The organism is Pseudanabaena minima str. Chao 2107, from assembly GCF_051131155.1.
Classification (GTDB): Bacteria; Cyanobacteriota; Cyanobacteriia; order Pseudanabaenales; family Pseudanabaenaceae; genus Pseudanabaena; species Pseudanabaena minima.
The window spans coordinates 983033-1002153 of record NZ_CP159508.1 but is presented as its reverse complement, the minus strand read 5'-3'; the positions used below and the strand labels follow the sequence as shown (position 1 = coordinate 1002153).

At 40.9% G+C, this 19121-nt stretch carries 15 protein-coding genes; 9 read left to right on the top strand and 6 right to left on the bottom strand.

Translation table 11 applies throughout. From position 1 onward, the window contains the following. Positions 1-147: 147 nt before the first annotated feature. Entirely contained in the window at positions 148-924 is a 777-nt protein-coding gene (locus tag ABM313_RS04300) for a potassium channel family protein (protein ID WP_434686461.1), read from the bottom strand. A 276-nt stretch (positions 925-1200) separates the two neighbouring features. After that, the gene (locus ABM313_RS04295) at positions 1201-2535 is read right to left on the bottom strand and encodes a TrkH family potassium uptake protein (RefSeq protein ID WP_434686460.1); all 1335 of its coding nucleotides are present in this window, start codon (positions 2533-2535) and stop codon (positions 1201-1203) included. A gap of 374 nt (positions 2536-2909) precedes the next feature. Here ABM313_RS04295 and ABM313_RS04290 point away from each other — a divergent pair, with 374 nt between their 5' ends. The 3 genes from ABM313_RS04290 (at position 2910) to ABM313_RS04280 (ending at position 4803) form a co-directional block, all read left to right on the top strand. Beyond that, on the top strand, positions 2910-3293 hold the full coding sequence (locus ABM313_RS04290; RefSeq protein WP_434686459.1) for a hypothetical protein: 384 nt from the start codon (positions 2910-2912) through the stop codon (positions 3291-3293). 246 nt (positions 3294-3539) lie between these two features. Then, positions 3540-3989: an NAD(P)H-quinone oxidoreductase subunit N gene (locus tag ABM313_RS04285; RefSeq protein ID WP_434686458.1), complete on the top strand. Its 450-nt coding sequence runs from the start codon at positions 3540-3542 to the stop codon at positions 3987-3989. A gap of 76 nt (positions 3990-4065) precedes the next feature. After that, the gene (locus ABM313_RS04280) at positions 4066-4803 is read left to right on the top strand and encodes a ComF family protein (protein WP_434686457.1); all 738 of its coding nucleotides are present in this window, start codon (positions 4066-4068) and stop codon (positions 4801-4803) included. 23 nt (positions 4804-4826) lie between these two features. On the opposite strand, the gene ABM313_RS04275 is transcribed toward ABM313_RS04280, so the two are convergent. Both ABM313_RS04275 and ABM313_RS04270 read right to left on the bottom strand, forming a co-directional pair. Next, positions 4827-5150: a DUF1825 family protein gene (locus ABM313_RS04275; RefSeq protein WP_094529010.1), complete on the bottom strand. Its 324-nt coding sequence runs from the start codon at positions 5148-5150 to the stop codon at positions 4827-4829. Between the two features lie 194 nt (positions 5151-5344). After that, the gene (locus tag ABM313_RS04270) at positions 5345-5599 is read right to left on the bottom strand and encodes a hypothetical protein (protein ID WP_434686456.1); all 255 of its coding nucleotides are present in this window, start codon (positions 5597-5599) and stop codon (positions 5345-5347) included. Between the two features lie 419 nt (positions 5600-6018). Between ABM313_RS04270 and moeB the strand changes: the two genes are divergently transcribed. Then, on the top strand, positions 6019-7191 hold the full coding sequence (moeB, locus tag ABM313_RS04265) for a molybdopterin-synthase adenylyltransferase MoeB (RefSeq protein ID WP_434686455.1): 1173 nt from the start codon (positions 6019-6021) through the stop codon (positions 7189-7191). Positions 7192-7372: 181 nt separating this feature from the next. Here the strand turns inward: moeB and ABM313_RS04260 are convergent, their stop codons facing one another. Next, positions 7373-8269, bottom strand: coding sequence for a branched-chain amino acid ABC transporter permease (locus ABM313_RS04260; protein ID WP_434686454.1), 897 nt, complete (start codon positions 8267-8269; stop codon positions 7373-7375). A gap of 171 nt (positions 8270-8440) precedes the next feature. Here ABM313_RS04260 and ABM313_RS04255 point away from each other — a divergent pair, with 171 nt between their 5' ends. From ABM313_RS04255 to ABM313_RS04235, 5 genes are all read left to right on the top strand, one after another. Further along, positions 8441-10459 (top strand): protein kinase domain-containing protein, encoded by a 2019-nt coding sequence (locus ABM313_RS04255; RefSeq protein ID WP_434686453.1) that lies wholly within the window; start codon positions 8441-8443, stop codon positions 10457-10459. 355 nt (positions 10460-10814) lie between these two features. Next, complete coding sequence (locus ABM313_RS04250) at positions 10815-11699, top strand: FecR family protein (protein ID WP_434686452.1); 885 nt, start codon at positions 10815-10817, stop codon at positions 11697-11699. Next, positions 11680-14211 carry an EAL domain-containing protein gene (locus ABM313_RS04245; RefSeq protein ID WP_434686451.1) on the top strand — a complete coding sequence of 844 codons (2532 nt, stop codon included), beginning with the start codon at positions 11680-11682 and terminating at the stop codon, positions 14209-14211. Before ABM313_RS04250 ends, ABM313_RS04245 begins: the two co-directional genes overlap by 20 nt. Positions 14212-14681: 470 nt before the next feature. Further along, complete coding sequence (locus tag ABM313_RS04240) at positions 14682-15572, top strand: FecR family protein (RefSeq protein WP_434686450.1); 891 nt, start codon at positions 14682-14684, stop codon at positions 15570-15572. Then, positions 15553-17148, top strand: coding sequence for a diguanylate cyclase domain-containing protein (locus tag ABM313_RS04235; protein WP_434686449.1), 1596 nt, complete (start codon positions 15553-15555; stop codon positions 17146-17148). Before ABM313_RS04240 ends, ABM313_RS04235 begins: the two co-directional genes overlap by 20 nt. Before the next feature lie 78 nt (positions 17149-17226). Here ABM313_RS04235 and ABM313_RS04230 read toward each other — a convergent pair whose 3' ends face one another. Next, entirely contained in the window at positions 17227-18981 is a 1755-nt protein-coding gene (locus tag ABM313_RS04230) for an ABC transporter ATP-binding protein (protein WP_434686448.1), read from the bottom strand. Positions 18982-19121: the final 140 nt, after the last annotated feature.

Sequence of the window (19121 nt, the reverse complement as noted above, 5' to 3'; positions counted from 1 at the left end):
AGGATTAGATTTCCAATCTTTTAAGATGTGAGCATAAACAATGCCAAGCGAATGCGAAGTACAAATTCATTCATAAAGCTCAAATATTTGAGTCTTATTGGAATCTGCACCAGTCATTAAACTTGAAGAAGCTAGATCTATCTTTTTCTATTTGAGTTTCACTTCTGATGATTGATGCAATGGTAATTGAGTGGTGACGGAAGTTCCATCATTATTGAACAAGTCGCAGGAAATCGGAAGACGACTGATATTTTTGTTACTACCAATCACCACGATCGCTGAGCCTTTAAGGAGCTTTTGGTTAGGATCGGGGTTAATTTCAAACTTTTGATCATGGCTAACCGCGATCACATTTACACCATAGTGTCCACGCAGCTTGAGTTCAAGAATTGTTTTGCCGTCAAATTCTTCAGGAACCATGACTTCGACAATACTATTATCTGGATCGAGTTCAAAGCGTTCTAGAATTCCTCGTTGCGTGAGCGATCGCGCCAAAGCTCTTCCCATTTCCGCTTCAGGATAAACAACGAGATCGGCTCCCACTTTTTTGAGCAATGTGCCATGGATTTCTGATGAAGCCTTGGCAATTACATGTTTTACACCTGCTTCTTTGACATTAAGGGTAGTAATAATACTCTCTTCTAAAAAATTACCGATCGCCACAATCACCGTATCAATTTCGAGAATTCCAGATTCTTTAAGTGCGAGTGGATTAGTGGAATCTAGCTGAATACAATGTGCTGCTAGGTTATTGGCTCGTACGTGACAAACACTCTCTTCATCTTTGTCAGCAGCTAATACTTCATGTCCCAATCGATCAAGAGTAGAACATACCGATCTTCCAAATCGACCTAAGCCAATTACAGCAAATTGTTTATTCTCATGACGTAGACTGCGAAAAAAGCTCAAAGAAGATATATCCACAAAATTTTCCTATATTCTGCATTGTGATTTAAGTTTGGATTTTGTGAATAGCATTGCTGAGCAATGCCATTCACAAAATCCAATTTTACATATTACTCAAGGGATTGCTTAGAGATTGTTTGAGAAGTCAATATAAAATTTTGAGCTAGAAACAATGTTTACGCCCGCTAAATCAGCCAATTCTGAAGGAATTTAATCTGGTTCCTCCCAGAACTGGGAGCTAGGGAGGCTAAAGCAAAACTTCTCAAATACACTCTTAGCGAAGCTTTTTGTAAGTCAACCGACTAGCATTGACTCTTTGGGATATTTAATCAGACTCGGACGAGTATCAGTAAATATTGCTGCCATCAGTAGTAATATGCCAACTCTCCCAATATACATGGTTGCAATTATTACAAGTTGTCCAGCCCAAGATAAAGAGGATGTGATCCCTGTTGATAAGCCCACTGTTGCAAAGGCTGAAGTGGATTCAAACAGGATACTAATAAAGCTGATATTGCGATCGGTCAGCGATAGTAAACCTGTTGAGCAAATCACGGTAAACAATGAACCCACAGCCACACCAACAGCCTTTAAAATCAGACCGTTTGGAACTTGGAGTTTGAACATGGTCACCTCATCTCGACCTTGCAAAGCAGCACTCGTACAGCTAGCTAAAATTCTTGCTGTCGTGGTTTTAATGCCGCCACCCGTTCCACCAGGGCTTGCCCCAATAAACATGAGAGCGATCGTGATAAATAGCCCAGTGACTGTCATTTTGCCATTATCAATGGTGTTAAACCCAGCCGTGCGCGTAGTTACCGACTGAAACCAAGCACCGATAATCTGATCAAATAATGGCAATTTACCTAAGGTTTCATTATTACTAAATTCTGTTAACCAGAAAAATATAGTTCCAAACAATATCAAGGCGATCGTCGTACTAACGGCAACACAAAAAGTTAGGCTAAAGGAAATATATTCGCGATCGCGTGAAAATTTGGTTCTTAACCACAGATAACCTTCTAAAATCACCTGATAGCCAATACCACCAAAGATAATCAGTAAGCCAATAATAATGCTGACTACTGGCGTATTCACATAGCTCATTAAGTTATCAGTAAAGAGGCTAAATCCTGCGTTGTTAAAAGCATTGATACTATGAAAAATTGCCTGCCAAACGCTATCGATGAAGCTCATCTTTTGATTAAAGATGGGAATGAGAACCAATACTCCAGTTAGCTCAAATAGCATGGTCACAGCAATGATTGACTTTACCAATTGCAGTCCTCCACGTATGCCATTGGTATCTAGGGACTGTTGCAAGGTCACCTTGTCACGCAGACTAAACCTACGCCCAATTAGTATCATTAGTACTGAAGTCGCCGTCATATAGCCCAAGCCACCTACTTGGACTAATATCACTAAAAATAGTTGTCCCCAGAAGGAATAAAATTTACCCACATCCACAACCGATAGTCCTGTAACACACACAGCCGAGGTGGATGTAAACAGAGAAGTTATTGGATTAGACCAATTACCACTGCTAGAAGATATGGGTAGCATTAGTAAAAATGCGCCGAAAGTGATTACAGCTAAGAAGCCAAGACAAATTGTTCTAGCAGGGTTCACGTTGGTTCCGCAAATAGATCCAAAATTTACAAAATTAATTCTATAGCGTTCAGACCTATGGCAATGCAAGTTTTACTTAATGTCCATCTCAACTAAATATCACGGCACTTTGCGCTGCCATTTTATGGTTAACGTGAGTTCGGGATAAGCTACAAAATTTTAGGAACCAAAACAGTAAAAGCCTCACTTCGCAAGGCTTTTACTGTTTTGGTTTCTAGCAAGGGTTCGCAGGGCGAACCCTCGCTAGAAACCAGTTTAAAATTAACCCGAACTGAGGTTATGGTTAACCATACCCAAGAACAGAAGGGCAAGATCAGATAAGAGTGTTACGATCGCTACATGCAAATAAAGGGTAAATACAGGGACTGAAACTCATGAAATACTACACATTTGGCAATAATTTTCCCAATGGCGGCGGTGGAGACGATCGCTGGTCAGGTGTGCGCTTTTGGCTGACAACTATGCTTGTTTTTTGGGCTTTTAGTGCGATCGGGCTAGGTTGGTTAGTTAACTCCTTCTTCATCTTGATAGGTCTAGTTACAGTTGTCCCTGTAGTTGCCTTTTTTGGTTTGCAATGGTGGATTAAGCGCAGCATCGTTACCGCAGATTGTCCTGTATGTGCTGCGACTTTTAATGCTTCAAAATCAAGTCAGTTTCAATGCCCTAGCTGTGGCGAACCCTTGCAAGAACAGCAAAATAAATTTGTACGGCTTACCCCACCAGGCACGATTGATATTGATGTCCAAGTCATTGACTAATCAGCGCTTGACACTGAACAAATTTACAGAAAGCAAAAGGATGCGCGAAGCGCATCCTTTTGCTTTCTATAGCGCTCGTTGTGAGAATGCGCCCCGAAGGGGCGCATTCTCACAACGAGCGCTATAGGTATGGATTAAAAACCAAACCCAGTAAGGGTTTTAAAAACACAAAATGGCGTAGTCATTTTGTGTTTTGGTATAAAATACTGTTAGCTGTATATTGATCATTTAGACTAGGATGTCACCATGCCCTTGATTGCAACCGATAAAATTGTCAAAGACCTAGAGAAAGCAGGTGCTTTAGCAATGCGAGTTCCTCCTGAAGGTGGTTATGAAGGTCGCTACCAACTGCGCTTGAAGAATGCAGGTTATGAAATTCTCTTTATTACGGCGCGTGGTTTAGGCGATATAAGTAGTTATCTGACGGATGTTCATGGTGTTCGTCCTTCTCACCTTGGTAAAACTGAGATTCGCACATATTTCATCCCTCCTGCGATCCAATTTCGTCTTGATGCTTTGCCTGCAAAGTCTAAGGGCTTAGTCGTGTGGCTGATTGAAGGTAGGTATCTCTCCAAGCAAGAGCTAGAGACCTTAAGCCAGATTCCCGATCGCGATCCGCGTGTAAAAATCGTGATTGAAACTGCGAGCGATCGCCAAGTCACTTGGCAACCGCTCAAGCAAGCAGTTGCGGCTTAACTTTTTAGTCAAAAAAATAATAGATAGTTGCGGCGCTTCGCGCCGCAACTATCTATTAAGCGATTATCCCAAAATCATGAACTGGTTCACATCAATTAGCAAAGGTTTAAGGATTGATCGCTTAGCCAATGTCGTTACAGATTCCCTTTGGCAAGCCAATTGTCCGTTGTGTCAACGTCCTGCTGATCGCATTTTATGTAAAGACTGCGATCGGCAAATTACTGCTTATCAATCACCAGAATTTTTACAAAAAGATCATCCCATTACTCCAAAGATTCCACTTTATAGCTGGGGAATTTACGATGGCACATTGAAACGGGGAATCGCTGCTTGCAAATATGAAAATCATCCTGAAATTATGGAAGTGATCGCTGAAAAAATAGCTGAAAGATGGAAGCGATCGCCAGATGTTCAAGAATTGACTCAAAAGTGTAAAAAACTTGCCGTGATTCCGATTCCCCTTCATGACAGCAAATTAAAATCGCGAGGATTTAATCAGGCTGAAATTCTCGCCCGTCGTTTTTGTGATTTGACCGCAATCCAATGTGCCCCCCAACTGTTGCAACGGGTCAAGGATACTAAGGCGCAAATGCAGACCAAAAGTATCCAAGAGCGTGAGCAAAATTTATCTAAAGCTTTTAAAGTTCCCTCAGTCCAAGTTTCTCAACAGACAAACTCGCGCTCAATAATTCTATTTGATGATATTTATACTACTGGTGCGACTATCCGCGAAGCGATCGCCACTCTTGCTACCAGTAAAATGACAGTGTGCGGTGTGATTGTGATTGCACGCCCACAATTTAAAAGCCAATAGCTAAAAGATAATAGCTAAAAAAGCTAATTATGAAGTTCCAGTTCAGATTTCATCTTCTCAAGAGTGATGTTCATCTGATCAAACATCTGCTGGGGCGTGATGCCAAAATTGCCTAACTGATTTTCCAATTGCTTGAGGGTCATCTGCGCCATAAAGTCATCGGACAATTCAAACCGCTTCATAAAAATCTTATAGCGATCCATCATCTCTTCCATCTTTTCAATAAAGAGAATTTTGCCTTCGCGATCAAACTTGCCATAACTACCGCCAAGCTGAGTTAAGGCTTGGTAATCTTGAAATAGATTGCGGGCTTCGTGTTGAACAATTTCAGAATCAAAAAATGCCATTTTAATGCTCTGCTTTACTTACATCTATTTTTCTTACATCCATTCTAATTTTACAAGCTAGGTCAACTTTACAGAAATTAACCGAAGTGGGGATATCACTATAAAAAGCCCAAAGAGTATGGCGGTGCTTTGCACTGTCATACTCTTTGGGCTTTATTGACCATAAAGTTTTTGCTTCGCAAAAACTTTATGGTTTAAGTCATAATTGGCACTGCGCGCTCGCGTTTTCGCGGCAAAAATCTAACTGAAACTCGCTTTAAGTCAAATTTGTCTTCCAACTCGTGCACATAGTCTACGGCTTCGCCATCATGTTCACGATTGTCAAGGGTTTCTAATAGGGTGAGGATTTCATTGTCTAGTCCAGGTTTACCAATGAATAAGTGCATGAGCGTTTCGCAATTATCATCATCAGGGTAAATCGGAATGTAATAAATGTAAGGGGTATCCATAAGCTCCATAATAATGCGTGGATTCAGTCACACTTTAATTTTTTGTAATCTAAACTTTTGTAAATCTTAGATCGTAGTTATGGCAGTTAAACCAACTGCAACAAAGATACAACATTGCATTAAGTAGCTGAGCATAATTAAAAACCAGAGACAAAAACTGTGGCGCACGCGGCGCGTGCGCCACAGTTTTTAGGGTTTTGTATTTAATTGCGCCTAGCTACTTAAATAGCTGAGCATAATTAGAAACCAGAGTTAAAAACTACGGCACACGCTGTGCGTGCGCCGTAGTTTTTAGGGTTTTATATTTAGTTGCACCTAGCTACTTAAAGCGTAAACTAGGAAACTACAATAGAAATACAAAAACACGCCAAATTAGCGTAAGCGATCGCTTACGCATCCAAAGTGCGATTTATTTAATCATGCTCAACCCAGACCCAAATTCGATTCAACTCACCCAAGATGACTACGAGCGCTACTCACGTCACCTGATCTTGCCTGAGGTTGGCGTAGAAGGACAAAAGCGTCTCAAGGCTGCTAGCGTACTGTGCATCGGTACGGGTGGCTTGGGTGCGCCCTTGTTGTTATACCTTGCTGCCGCAGGGATCGGACGCATTGGCATCGTGGACTTCGATGTGGTGGATACCTCCAATCTTCAGCGTCAAGTTATTCATGGCACTAGCTGGGTCGGTAAACCCAAGATCGAATCAGCAAAAGCGAGGATCTTGGAAATCAATCCCCATTGCCAAATTGATTTGTACAATACGCAGCTATCTTCAGCAAATGCTTTGGAGATCATGGCTCCCTATGACATTGTTGTGGATGGTACGGATAACTTCCCGACGCGCTATCTCGTCAATGATGCCTGTGTATTGCTAAATAAGCCTAATGTCTACGGCTCAATTTTCCGCTTTGAAGGACAGGCTACCGTCTTCAATTATGAAGGTGGTCCTAACTATCGCGATCTCTATCCAGAGCCACCACCACCGGGGTTGGTTCCCTCATGTGCTGAAGGTGGTGTGTTAGGGATTTTACCCGGAATCATTGGGGTGATCCAAGCTACTGAAACTGTCAAGATTATTCTGGGACAGGGAAATACTTTGAGTGGGCGTTTGTTACTTTACGATGCCTTAAAGATGACTTTCCGAGAACTCAAGCTGCGTCCTAACCCAGTCCGTCCTGTAATCGAAGAATTGATTGATTACCAGATGTTCTGTGGTATTCCTCAACAAAAAGAAACCGAGATGGAATCACAAAAAGCGATCGCTGAAATTACTGTTAAAGACCTCAAGGAAATCATTGATGCTGGTGCATCAGATTATGTAATCATTGATGTCCGCAACCCCAATGAATGGGAAATTGGCAGAATTCCGAATACTGTACTAGTACCTTTGCCAGAAATTGAAAATGGTAATGGTGTAGAGAAGGTCAAGTCTTTGCTCAATGGGCATAAGTTGATCGCACATTGCAAAATGGGCGGGCGATCGATGAAGGCGCTTGGCATTCTTAAGCAAGCTGGTATTGATGGGATCAATGTACAGGGCGGTATTAACGCATGGAGTGATCAAATCGATCCTTCGATTCCTAAATACTAAACAAGAGAGGGCGCGAAGCGCCCTCTCTTGTTTAGTTACTGTAATGAATTAACGTCAGTTCGACGAAAGCGGAAAATGGTAAGAATCGCTAAGAGATTCTTACCATTTTTCGCCATTTGCGGTGGGCTTCGCCCGCCGCAAATGGCTATATCGACACGTTGAATTAATTGGCAGTTTGTGGCTAGCGATTTAAAGTTAATTCTTTTTTGTTACCTAAAATTCCCTGTGGTCGCCATACCATTAACAAAATTAAGGTAACGCCGATCAAGATTAGCTGAATTGCTTCAAATCGACCGCCATCAGCACGAATTTGTTCTGGCAAAAAACGTGGGATGGCATTGTAAAACTGAAAAATTGCTGCGCCAAGGATTACACCAAGGTTATTGCCAGCACCGCCAATAGTCACAATTGTCCAAGCTTGGAATGTGATTAAAGGAATAAAGTTGTCAGGATAAACAGTGGTTAATTGCCAAGCATAAAAAGATCCCGCAAGACCACCGATCGCTCCACCGATCGCAAAGGCTTGTAACTTGTACCAAAATACATTTTTGCCAAGCGCTTTGACTACTTCCTCATCTTCACGGATGGCTTTAAGAACTCTTCCCCAAGGCGATCGCACTAACCACTCTAAGCGCCAATACACCACCGCCACGACCACTAGCAAAAGAGCCGCTAACACAAATGAATAATACTGGCGCGAGACTAAATTAACTAAAGGAAGCGGAAAATCCTGCACGCCTCTTGTGCCTTTGGTCAGCCATTCTTCATTGTTCACGAATAGACGGACCATCTCTGACACACCGATGGTAACGATCCCCAAATAGTCTTCTCGCAATTTTAAGGCGGTGCTGCCAATGATAATGCCAAGCAACCCTGCGATCGCGGCGGCAATCAGAAAGGCTAAAAACCAAGGCACACCATTGAGGGTCAGCAATACGGTTGTATAGGCTCCGACCGTCATAAACGCCACATGCCCAAAGTTAACCAGCCCTGCAAATCCCCACTGTAGATTTAGTCCTAAACTAAACAGGGCAAAGATAGCCGCATTAATGAAAAGTGTCGAGATGTATTCGATCATAAATAAATTGACTTAACCATATAAGGTAGATGGTTTCTATATCAAAACAAAAAATAGCTGAGCCATTTTTTGTTTTTAAAGCCCTTAAGCATCCTTCTACTTTTATGGGTTTGCTATAAATTGACTGCGCTAGCGATATAGTAAGTCTAGACTGCTATGCTTTAAAACACCATGCGTCTATGCATTAATCCTAATTGTCCTACTCCTAACCATCCTGACAATGACAATTACCCAACTTGTCAAGGATGCGGCTCCGAATTACTGGTTGATAATTGTTATACAGTCACCAAATTATTAAGCGATGCTGGTGGCTTCGGAGTGGTGTACGAAGCCACCGATCCCGCAGGTAAACCCAAAATCCTGAAGATTTTGAAGCAGGAATTGAATGCTGATAGTAAAGCTGTATCACTGTTTCAGCAAGAAGCTTTTGTATTAGGACAGATTGAACATGCGGGGATTCCAAAAATTGAGACCTATGTGCATCACACCCTCGAAAACGGGACAATGTTGCATGGTATTGTCATGCAAAAAATCGAGGGTCTAAACCTCGAACAATGGATCAATCAACGTGAAAAGAAGCCGATCGCCCAAAAACGAGCGCTCGTTTGGCTGCGGCAATTAGTGGATATTCTTGCTGTAGTTCATCACAACAAATATTTTCATCGTGATATCAAGCCTGCAAATATTATGCTGTCTCCTTCAGGACAGCTAGTATTAATTGATTTTGGAACTGCTCGCGAAGCTACACATACCTATCTTGCCAAGGTTGGTGGCTTGCAAGGCGTGACTAGTATTTGCTCAGTTGGATATACTGCGCCCGAACAAGAAAAAGGATTTGCTGTACCACAGTCAGATTTTTATGCCCTTGGCTGCACAATGATCCATTTGGTCACTGGCAAATATCCCCTTGATACTTACAATCCCGATCGCGATATGTTTGATTGGCGATCCTATGCACCTGAAATTTCGGAGGAGTTAGCTGATCTCATAGATGTAATGATTGCTCGCAAGCCTAGCGATCGTCCCATTAACTGCGAAGCAATTTTAAAGATTCTTAGAGAAATTGAACAGATTGATAGACTTGCGCCCCATGACAAAACGAAGGCTAAGCGGAAAGCAATTAAACAGGCGATCAAAGAATCAACCCGTAAACCAACTTCACCGATTTTGCTAACAGTATCTGTGTTGATTGCTGCTTGTATGGGGCTGAGTATTGGCACAGTAATTAAGATTTCGGCGATCGGCAATTTTGAAGACATTAGTATTCAATTACCAGTATTTCAAAAGAAACGTCTGAATCCGACAAAATTTTTGCAAGGACATACAGATGCCGTTCAGAATGTCGCACTTAGTCCTAATGGCAAGGTAATCGCTAGTGCTAGTGATGATGGGACTGTCAAACTTTGGGAATTAGATGGGGATAAGACCAGTCCAGTTAAAGAAATCAAAGATCAAGGTGGCTGGGTAAGATCGGTAGTCTTTCTATCTGATCGCCAGATTATCACCGCAGGACAAGATAAAAATATTAAGATTATTGATATCACTTCAGGCAAAGTCCTCAAAACTCTGAGTGGTCATACCAACCTGATTAATAACTTAGCGATATCCCCTACTAAAGATCTGTTGGTCAGTGGTAGCTATGACAATACTGTTAATCTTTGGCAAATTTCGACAGGTAAGCTGCTGCGATCGCTAAAGGGGCATACTGATAAAATTTGGGGTGTTGCGATTTCCAGCGATGGCAAATTAGCTGTTAGTGCTAGTCGCGACAAAACTTTACGAGTTTGGAATGTTAGTACTGGCGAAACTTTACAAATTTTAGAAGGTTCTTTGCAGGGAGTTAATTGTGTATTAATCACTCCCAACGGGAAGCAAGTGATTAGTGGTGGTAATGATCAGATGATTCGGGTGTGGGATATTGAGTCGGGCAAACAGGAATTTACATTAGATAACTATAAGGATGTGGTCAGTGCGATCGCCATTACAAGCGATGGGAAATATCTTTTTAGTGGCGGCAAAGATAGTCCAAATTCCATTCGGTTATGGAATCTCCAAACGCAATCTTCAACTTGGAACTTGATTGGTCATACAGATTTGGTAACTTCTCTAGCCATCTCTGCTGACAATCTTAAATTAATTAGTAGTAGCCAAGATAAAAATATAAATGTTTGGGAAATACCTAATCCTTGAGTAACGATAATATCAGCGCGAGTTTGGGATAAGCTACAAAACTTTAAAAGCCAAAATATTAAAAGCCCCGCGAAGCGAGGATTTTAATATTTTGGCTCCTAGAGACCTAAGATTAATATAGCCATTTGCGGTGTGCTTCGCACGCCGCAAATGGCAGAGATTCTTACCATTCTCTACTTTCGTTGAACTGACGTTAACCAGAATTGAGGTTAGCTAGGGCACATCAAAGCCAAAATGGTGGAAGGCAGAGCTTTGCGTCGCCTTCCTTCATTTTGGCTTAAGCACTGTTCTTCCACTAATCATTTAGGATTGCTATACATGGTAAATTTTTAGTAAGTAGCACAATGCATTCAAAATGCTTCAAAAACGAAAAAAGCTCAATCTAGCTCTTATTACTTGTTTAGGTATTTTAATTAATGTCTTAGGAACTATTTTATTACCTCAAGATCAGCAAAAAACTGAGGCTCAAAAGGCTATTCAAGTCCGCACTGACCAATGGTTAAAAGTTGATAAAGTTATGGGAACTGTTAAGTATCGCAACTTATATAACTATGCAAATCGTGCGGCAAAAGTTGGTGATCGCTTGCAAACCACCAGTGACGAAATTTCGACAGGTGCAAATAGTTCGGCAATTTTGAGCGTGGATACAGGTGTGGGGTCAATCTATGTAGAAGAAAATACAACTATTCAAATCCGTTCTTTTCGGATTGCCTCTGATAATGGCAGAATCACCAATTTGTTTGTCCCCCGCGGTAAGGCAAGATTACAGATTCGTAAATTTACCAATCGTGGTTCTCAGCTAAATATTCAGACCCCTGCGGGTATAAGTGGAGTGAGGGGTACAAGGTATAGTATAACTTCTAAACCGAACGGCAGTATGGTACTTACTACCTTTGAGGGTAGTGTGGCGACAACTGCTAGAAATCAGACAAAAATGGTTAATGCAGGCTTTCAAAATATAACATTTGTTGGTGAACCTCCTTCAAACCCTGTCCCGATTAGTAATGATGCAAGCTTAAGATATGCAATTAATCGACAAACATCGGGTGCTGGACGTACTGTTTTTTTGGTAGGTTACACTAATCCTTTTAATACTGTTAAGGTAGATGGACTAGAACAGTCTTTAGATCGCAGTGGAAAGTTTTCTCTACAATTACCTGCACCTTCAAGTCTAAAAGTGAAAGTAACGGTGGAAACCTCTACGGGAAAGATACAAGTTTATGAGATCCCCATTCTCTGAGTTTATTTCTCGATTATTTTCTAAATTATTAACAAATCATCGTCCTAAACGCATACAGTCGCGTTTAGCCTGTCTGCTGTTCAAAGCTTTACCCACGATATTTGCCACAATCGTCTTAATCCCCCTGCTTCATTTGGGGATTTCACAGCCGATCGAATTTTGGGCTTACAACAATTTTACTAACTGGAGGGGCGATCGCCCCTGGGATGAGCGCGTGGTAATTATTGCCATTGACGATCAGAGCATTAGCAAAGTTGGCAGATTTCCATGGTCACGCGATCGCTATGTCCAGCTTTTATCCAAACTTGAAAAAACTGAAGCCAGTGCAGTTGGTTTTGATATTTTATGGTCTGAGGCAACTCCTGCTGATCAGCAATTAGCGTCAGCCCTTGCGAGATATCAGAAGGTTGTTCTGGCTATGGCTTGGGATAAGTCGGGAAAACCACTACTGCCGATCACCTCTATTGGTAATGCATCGGTGGCAATTGGTCATATTCTTAAACGTGAAGATGCGGATGGTATCGTGCGTCAAATTGATTTGCAGATCCAAGATATTCCCACTTTAGGGGTGGCGATCTTACAAGCCTATGATCTAACTACTGCTGCTGTCACCCTATTACCAGAGTTAAACCAGCCATTATCAATTAATTGGACAAAGCGAATCAGTGGCATTCCTCAAGTTTCTTTCATTGATGTCATTGATGGTAAAGTCCCTGCTTCATCTTTCCAAAACAAAATTGTCTTAGTTGGAGTCACAGCCTCAGGAATTGATAATTTAGCGACTCCTTTTGATCGTAATCCTCCTGCCAGTGGAGTTCATTTACACGCTATGGTTTTGCAAAATCTATTGCAAAAAAATTCTCTTACAGTTGCTAAACCTTCCTATATCTGGAGCTTTGCTTTATTGGGGAGTCTGTTCATTGGCTTGATTTTACCTAGGCAGAATTTATGGACTGGTGGTATCAGTGCCTTTGCGTTGTCTGGAATATGGCTCGTTATTGCGTTTATTGCTTTTACAGCTAACTACTTGATCGATTTAGCTATTCCTATTTTGATGTTTCTCCTCACAGGTTTTGCGATCGCTTTACAAGAGCGTTGGCAAATGTACCGTTCTCTAAAGATCGCCGATGCTCAAATTTTATATAAATCTACCCATGATCACTTAACAGGACTGTACAACCGCACATTAATTGAGAATCGGTTACAAAATCTACTCTATTCCCAAAATGTATCTTCTCAAAGCGAAAATCGTCAACATCTCATTGCGATTCTTTGGATTAATTTAGATCGATTTAAAAATATTAATGATACCTTTGGTCATCCGATTGGAAATCTATTACTAATTGAAGTCAGCAAATGCTTGCAAGATTCTGTTCCAAATACTTCATCAATTGCGAGGTTTGGTGGTGCTGAGTTTGTGATTTTACTAGAAAATTTGCGAAATGAACAAGAGGCGATCGCTATTGGTGATCGCATTCAAATCAATCTCCAAAAAACATTTAAAATTAATGATCATGACATTGAGATTGTTGCTAATATTGGCATTAAGTTCCATTTAGTTAATGGCTTCAACAGTTATGACGCTCCTGAAACGATTTCTCCTGAAATCCTATTACGAGATGCAGATACAGCTATGTTTTATGCCAAAAAGCTAGGTAATGCTTGCAATAAGGTTTTCGATATTTCTATGAGAGAAAGAGTTCTCGAACGCTTACAACTTGAGAAGGATCTCCGCAAAGCTGTAGCTCTCAGTCAAGATCCGAATAATCAAGATCACCAAGAATTTCTAATTTACTATCAACCAATTCTTTCACTTAACGATATGCAGATTGTGGGATTAGAAGCTCTAATTCGTTGGAAGCATCCTGAGCGTGGATTGATATCACCGACTCAGTTTATTCCCCTCGCTGAAGAAACGGGGCTAATCATTCCTATCGGTGATTGGATTATGCGAAATGCTTGCTTACAGATCAAATCTTGGCATCAACGCTTTACTAAGGCTAGGGATATTACCGTTAGTGTCAATCTATCTACTAAACAACTAGCACAAGATGATGTTCTAGAAAAATGTCTGAGTATCCTCCAACAAACTCAACTAGCTCCTAAGCATCTCAAAATTGAGTTGACGGAAAGTTCAATTATGGAAAATCCTGATTTTGCAGTAGGTATTCTTAATCAGATGCGACAAGCAGGAATTCATATTTATATAGATGATTTCGGTACAGGATACTCTTCGCTTGCCTATCTGCATAAATTCCCTTTCGATGGCTTAAAAATAGATCGTTCATTTGTTAATAATATTCATGCAAATACAAATGGGATGGAAATTCTTCAGGCAATCATTTCTTTAGCGCAGAGTGTCAAAGCGCATATTGTTGCAGAAGGTATTGAAAACTTAGCTCAGTTAAATTATTTGCAAGATCTACTGAGTGAAGAAGGTGATGGTCAAGGTTATTTTCTATTCCGACCTCTCGATGTTGCGGCGATCGAAGCAATCTTTCAAACAACATGATCATCATTCTGTGAGCTTTAATTATCACAAACAAAAAACAATCAAGAAATTTCTTGATTGTTTTTTGTTTGCAAAGCTTATATATAGCTATAGCCTCCTGTAATAGTGTGGGGAGGCACGAAGCGTCTCCTCACACTATTTGTTTTTTTATCTCCTAACAAGAAAGGCGACAGCTATAATATCAATTCACAAAAACGTAACAACACTTGTATGAATTAACCATCAAACTCAGTAAGGTTTTATACCAAAACAAACTGTAAAATATCGCCAACTTAGACATTAGTTTGGTATATTAAGAAAGTTGGCAAATAAGTCTACAAAGGAAATCTAAATCTTATACTTGGTCTTATTATCATAGACTTCAATATACTAATTTAATAAAGATTCTGATCTTATTTAGTAGAATAGATTTCCTTTAAGATTTCTTGTGATTTACACTTTATCACTACATTTAATTTTTTCATTTACAGATGACAAGCACTATCCTCACAAAAAACTTATCTACTAAAAAGTTTTTTAGAATTTTTAGCTATGGTAGTGCAGCTTTAATTTTAGGACTATTCGGAAAAGTTGACCTGAGTGTTGCCCAATCTCAGTTACAAGTAAAAACAAACCGATATTTACAAGTAGAGCAAGTGCGGGGCAAAGTTTTTTTACGCAATCAAAACACCAATCGTCCTGCGCGAAGAGGCGATCGCCTTTCGACAATTGGTGATGAAATTGTCACAGACGGGAAATCAACAGCCGTGTTAAGTGTTGATACAGGTATCGGCTTTGTTAATGTTGCTGAGCGGACAGTAGTTCGTATAGATGAACTAAAAGTTACTAGCGACGATGGAAGAATTACAATTTTACAAGTACCTAAAGGACAAGTACGCCTACAAATTCGACGATTCTCTAACCCTAGTTCACGATTCAATATTCATACTCCTGCTGTCGTTACGGGAGTTAGAGGCACAGAATATGTGTTAAATGTAAAGGATGATGGTCGCTCGATCCTCTCTACCTTTGAGGGTTCAGTAATGACTGAAGCCCAAAAAGTAGAGGTCTTAGTAGATAAAGGATTCCAAAATCAGACCATATTAGGAGAGCCACCTTCGCAGCCAGTGCCTATTCAGGACAATAATGATCTGGAGTATCAAGTCTTCAAGCAGTTTGAAAATGGCGATCGCCAAGTGATTCTGAGCGGACAGGTTGATTTTGCCAATACAGTATCAATTGATGGAGTTGAGCAAGTTGTTGATCGAAATGGTCAATTTAGGGCTGTATTAACCACTAATTCAATATATAGAACTGAGATTAAGGTTATCGTCTCCAATCCTTTGGGAAAACAACGTATCTATGAACTGGTTATTTTCTAAACGTATAGTACAAAAATCTATCCCTTGGACATTCTCGACGGTAATCATCGCCATTTTATTTAACTTGGGTGCTTTTCAACCCCTTGAATACTTTGTCTATAATCGGTTTACAAATTGGCGCATTGATCGCAATTGGGATGAGCGTTTAGTAATTATTGCGATCGATGATGTCAGTATCGAAAAATTAGGACGCTTTCCCTGGACTCGCGATCGCTATATACCATTACTCCAAAAACTCACTAAAGCTAAAGTGAGTACAGTTGCAATTAATTTAATTTGGTCAGAGTCTAGTTCTGCTGATGTATTGTTAGCCAAAGTGATGTCTGACAATAGACATGTTGTTTTATCTCAAGCATGGAATGCTCAGGGCAAAAAGTTACTACCAGTTCCACAGCTAGCGGAAGTAGCGATCGGCTCAGGACACATCCTTGAGCCTAAAAGCAGTGATGGGATCGTGCGTTGGACAGAATTGTACAAAGATGATACGCCTTCCCTAGCAATGGCTACCTTACAAGCCTATAACCTCGTCTGGGGAAATGTACCAATGCCAAACCCAGATGTGACATTTTGCATCAACTGGACATACCGCCCTCAACAAATGCGCCAATATTCCTTTGTCGATGTAATTGAAGAGCGGATTCCTCTAAATACTTTCCAAAATAAGATTGTTCTTGTAGGTGTAACTGCTACAGGCAATGATGCATTGGTCACGCCTTTTGATGGAAATGATCCCGCTCATAGTGTCCATTTACATGCCAACATTCTCCAAAATCTTTTACAGCAGAATCAGTTACGAGTTCCTGAAATACATTTGACTTGGGGATTAATGCTAGTAGTTGGCATGGTGCTAGCTTGGATACTTGGGCAAAGTAAAACTTTTAAACAAATAATAATTGTGCTAGTCATCTCTGGTGGTTGGGGAGTCTGTGCTTTTGGCTTCTACACATTTGGCTATTGGCTACCAGTAGCTATGCCGATCGCCCTAGTTATGTCTATTGGACTATTCAGTATTGTCCAGAATCAAATCGAAGCAAGGCAACATTTGCAACAAATAAACTCTAAGCTTACCTATGAAGCTTTTCATGATCATCTGACGGGCTTAGCCAACCGCATTTTACTCACCGATCGCATTAATCATGCGATTTCTCTCTATCAAAGATATGGATATCTATTTGCAGTTATTTTGGTGGATTTAGATGGATTCAAAGCCATTAACGATAACCTAGGGCATTTGAACGGCGATCGCCTATTGATTGAAGTCGCAAACCGCTTAAGTGCCTCAATTCGCTCGGGTGATACTGCTGCTAGGTTGGGTGGTGACGAGTTTGTGGTTTTGCTAGAAAATCTCAAGGAAAAGGAAGAAGCAATTACGACGATTGAAAGAATTCAAGCGGTGATGGCTCCAACTTGTTGGCTTGATGGGAACGAGATCACCATTTCTATGAGTATGGGTATGGCTTTTAGTGTTGAATCCTATCAAACTCCCAAAGATATCCTTGCTGATGCTGATATTGCTATGTATCAAGCAAAATCCCTTGGTAAGTCATGCTATCAAGTTTTTGATGCTTTGATCTAATAGAAACGGCGGCGCGAAGCGCCGCCGTTTCTATTTTTGATTTTTCGTGCTTCGCAAGCCGCAAATGGCTATATCGAACTACTTGATTGCAGTTTCGAGCTTGTGCTGATTCCAGAGCTTTTGATAGAGTTGAGACTCAGCTAATAACTCAGTATGAGTCCCTACTTGAACAATTTTGCCTGCATCCATCAGAATGATGCGATCGCATGTTGATGCTGCCGATAGATTGTGGGTAATAAATATTACTGTTTTGTTCTTAGGAAGATTGCCTAAAATACCTGTTGCTGTCTGATTATCCACACTAGAGAGGGCATCGTCTAGTACTAAAATTGGTGTGTCTACCAATAATGCTCTCGCTAAAGCAGTGCGCTGTCTCTGACCACCTGAGAGGGTAATTCCCCTTTCTCCAACTAGTGTGTCATATTGCTTGGGAAACTTCAGAATCTCTTGTTCGATCCGTGCTTGTCTGGCAAAGTTCTCCACTTCATGATCAAAGGCTTGAGGCTTCCCATAACGAATGTTGTCACGCATCGTTGCACTGAATAAGAAACTGTCCTGCGGTACAAATGAGATAATCGCACGCAGATCCTCTATCCGCATCTTCGTAATATCTACGCCATCAATAAAGATTTGATCAGAAGGAATAGGAACTAAACGCATCAAGGCACTAGCAAGGGTTGATTTACCAGAGCCAACGGTTCCTAAAACAGCAACAGTTTCACTTGGATAGATAGTAAAGTTAATCTGATTGAGTGCAGGTTGATGAGAACCATCATAGGTAAAAGTTAGATCCCTTGCTTCAATTTTGCCTGTAACATCCTCCTTAGAAAGAGCGATCGCATCTCCTTGATCAACGATTGCTGGGGGCAGATCGAGAATACCTTGAATCCTTCCGATACTTACCAATCCACGTTGATAAGTAACCATTACAAATCCTAAAATTGCTGTCGGGAAAATTAGCCGCTCTACATAAATAATCAGGGTTAGCAAATCGCCAACTTTAAAGGTAGTATTCGCTGGATTTGCTAATCTTTCGCCACCAAACCAAATCAATACCAAAAAGCTGATACTGGCAATTCCACCCAGTAGTGGAAATAAGATATTGCGACTACGCGCCATTCGTAAATTAGCATCCAGTAAGCGATCGTTTAATTTGCTGAAAGCTCCTCTTTCGTTCTCTTCCTGAGCATAGGTTTTGATCAGTGCCATACCGTTGAGATCTTCTTGCAAAAGCGAACTGACATTTGATAGTTCTTCTTGCACTTCTAACTGTTCATCACGCAACTGACCGCTAAAGCTCTGCACAATCACCAACATGATCGGATAAACAGAGACTGATAGCAAAGTTAGCATCGGATCGATCACGATCATTGCGGGCAATGTCAGACTATATACAAATACTGAGTTAATAATGCTGAGCAGGGCAAACCCCATCAGTCGGCGAATATTTTCGACATCGCTAGTGACAATGCTGATCGTCTCACCTGCGGAATTGTTGGCAAAGTAGCTTGGTGGCAGTTTGAGTAAATGCTCGAAAATTTGTTGCTTGAGGCTGTACTCAATTTTGCGTCCAATCCCAAAAATCCACACACGCGATGCCATACGAATGACCCACATCAGTGATGACAATCCAATGATCAGCCACACATATTGCATCAGATGTTGAGAATCGATAGCCTGAATCTTACTAAGATCGTCAACTGCGACTCTGATCAGCCAAGGAATATATGTGCCAAGCATATTTGCCACTAGAAGGGCAATAGTACCAACGGCTAAGTCACTCCAGTAGGGACGGAGGTAATTTGTGAGATTTTGAAATTGCGATCGCGCCATAATATATCCATATTACTTGATTTTGACAAAAGCTTGCCTAGTAAGCCTTTGCGAAAATAAAGTATTGCTTTTCATGCTTTTGCAGGTAGTTAGCGCGATCGGCTAATGCAAAATATCAAAGCTTAGTCTGAATGCATTGC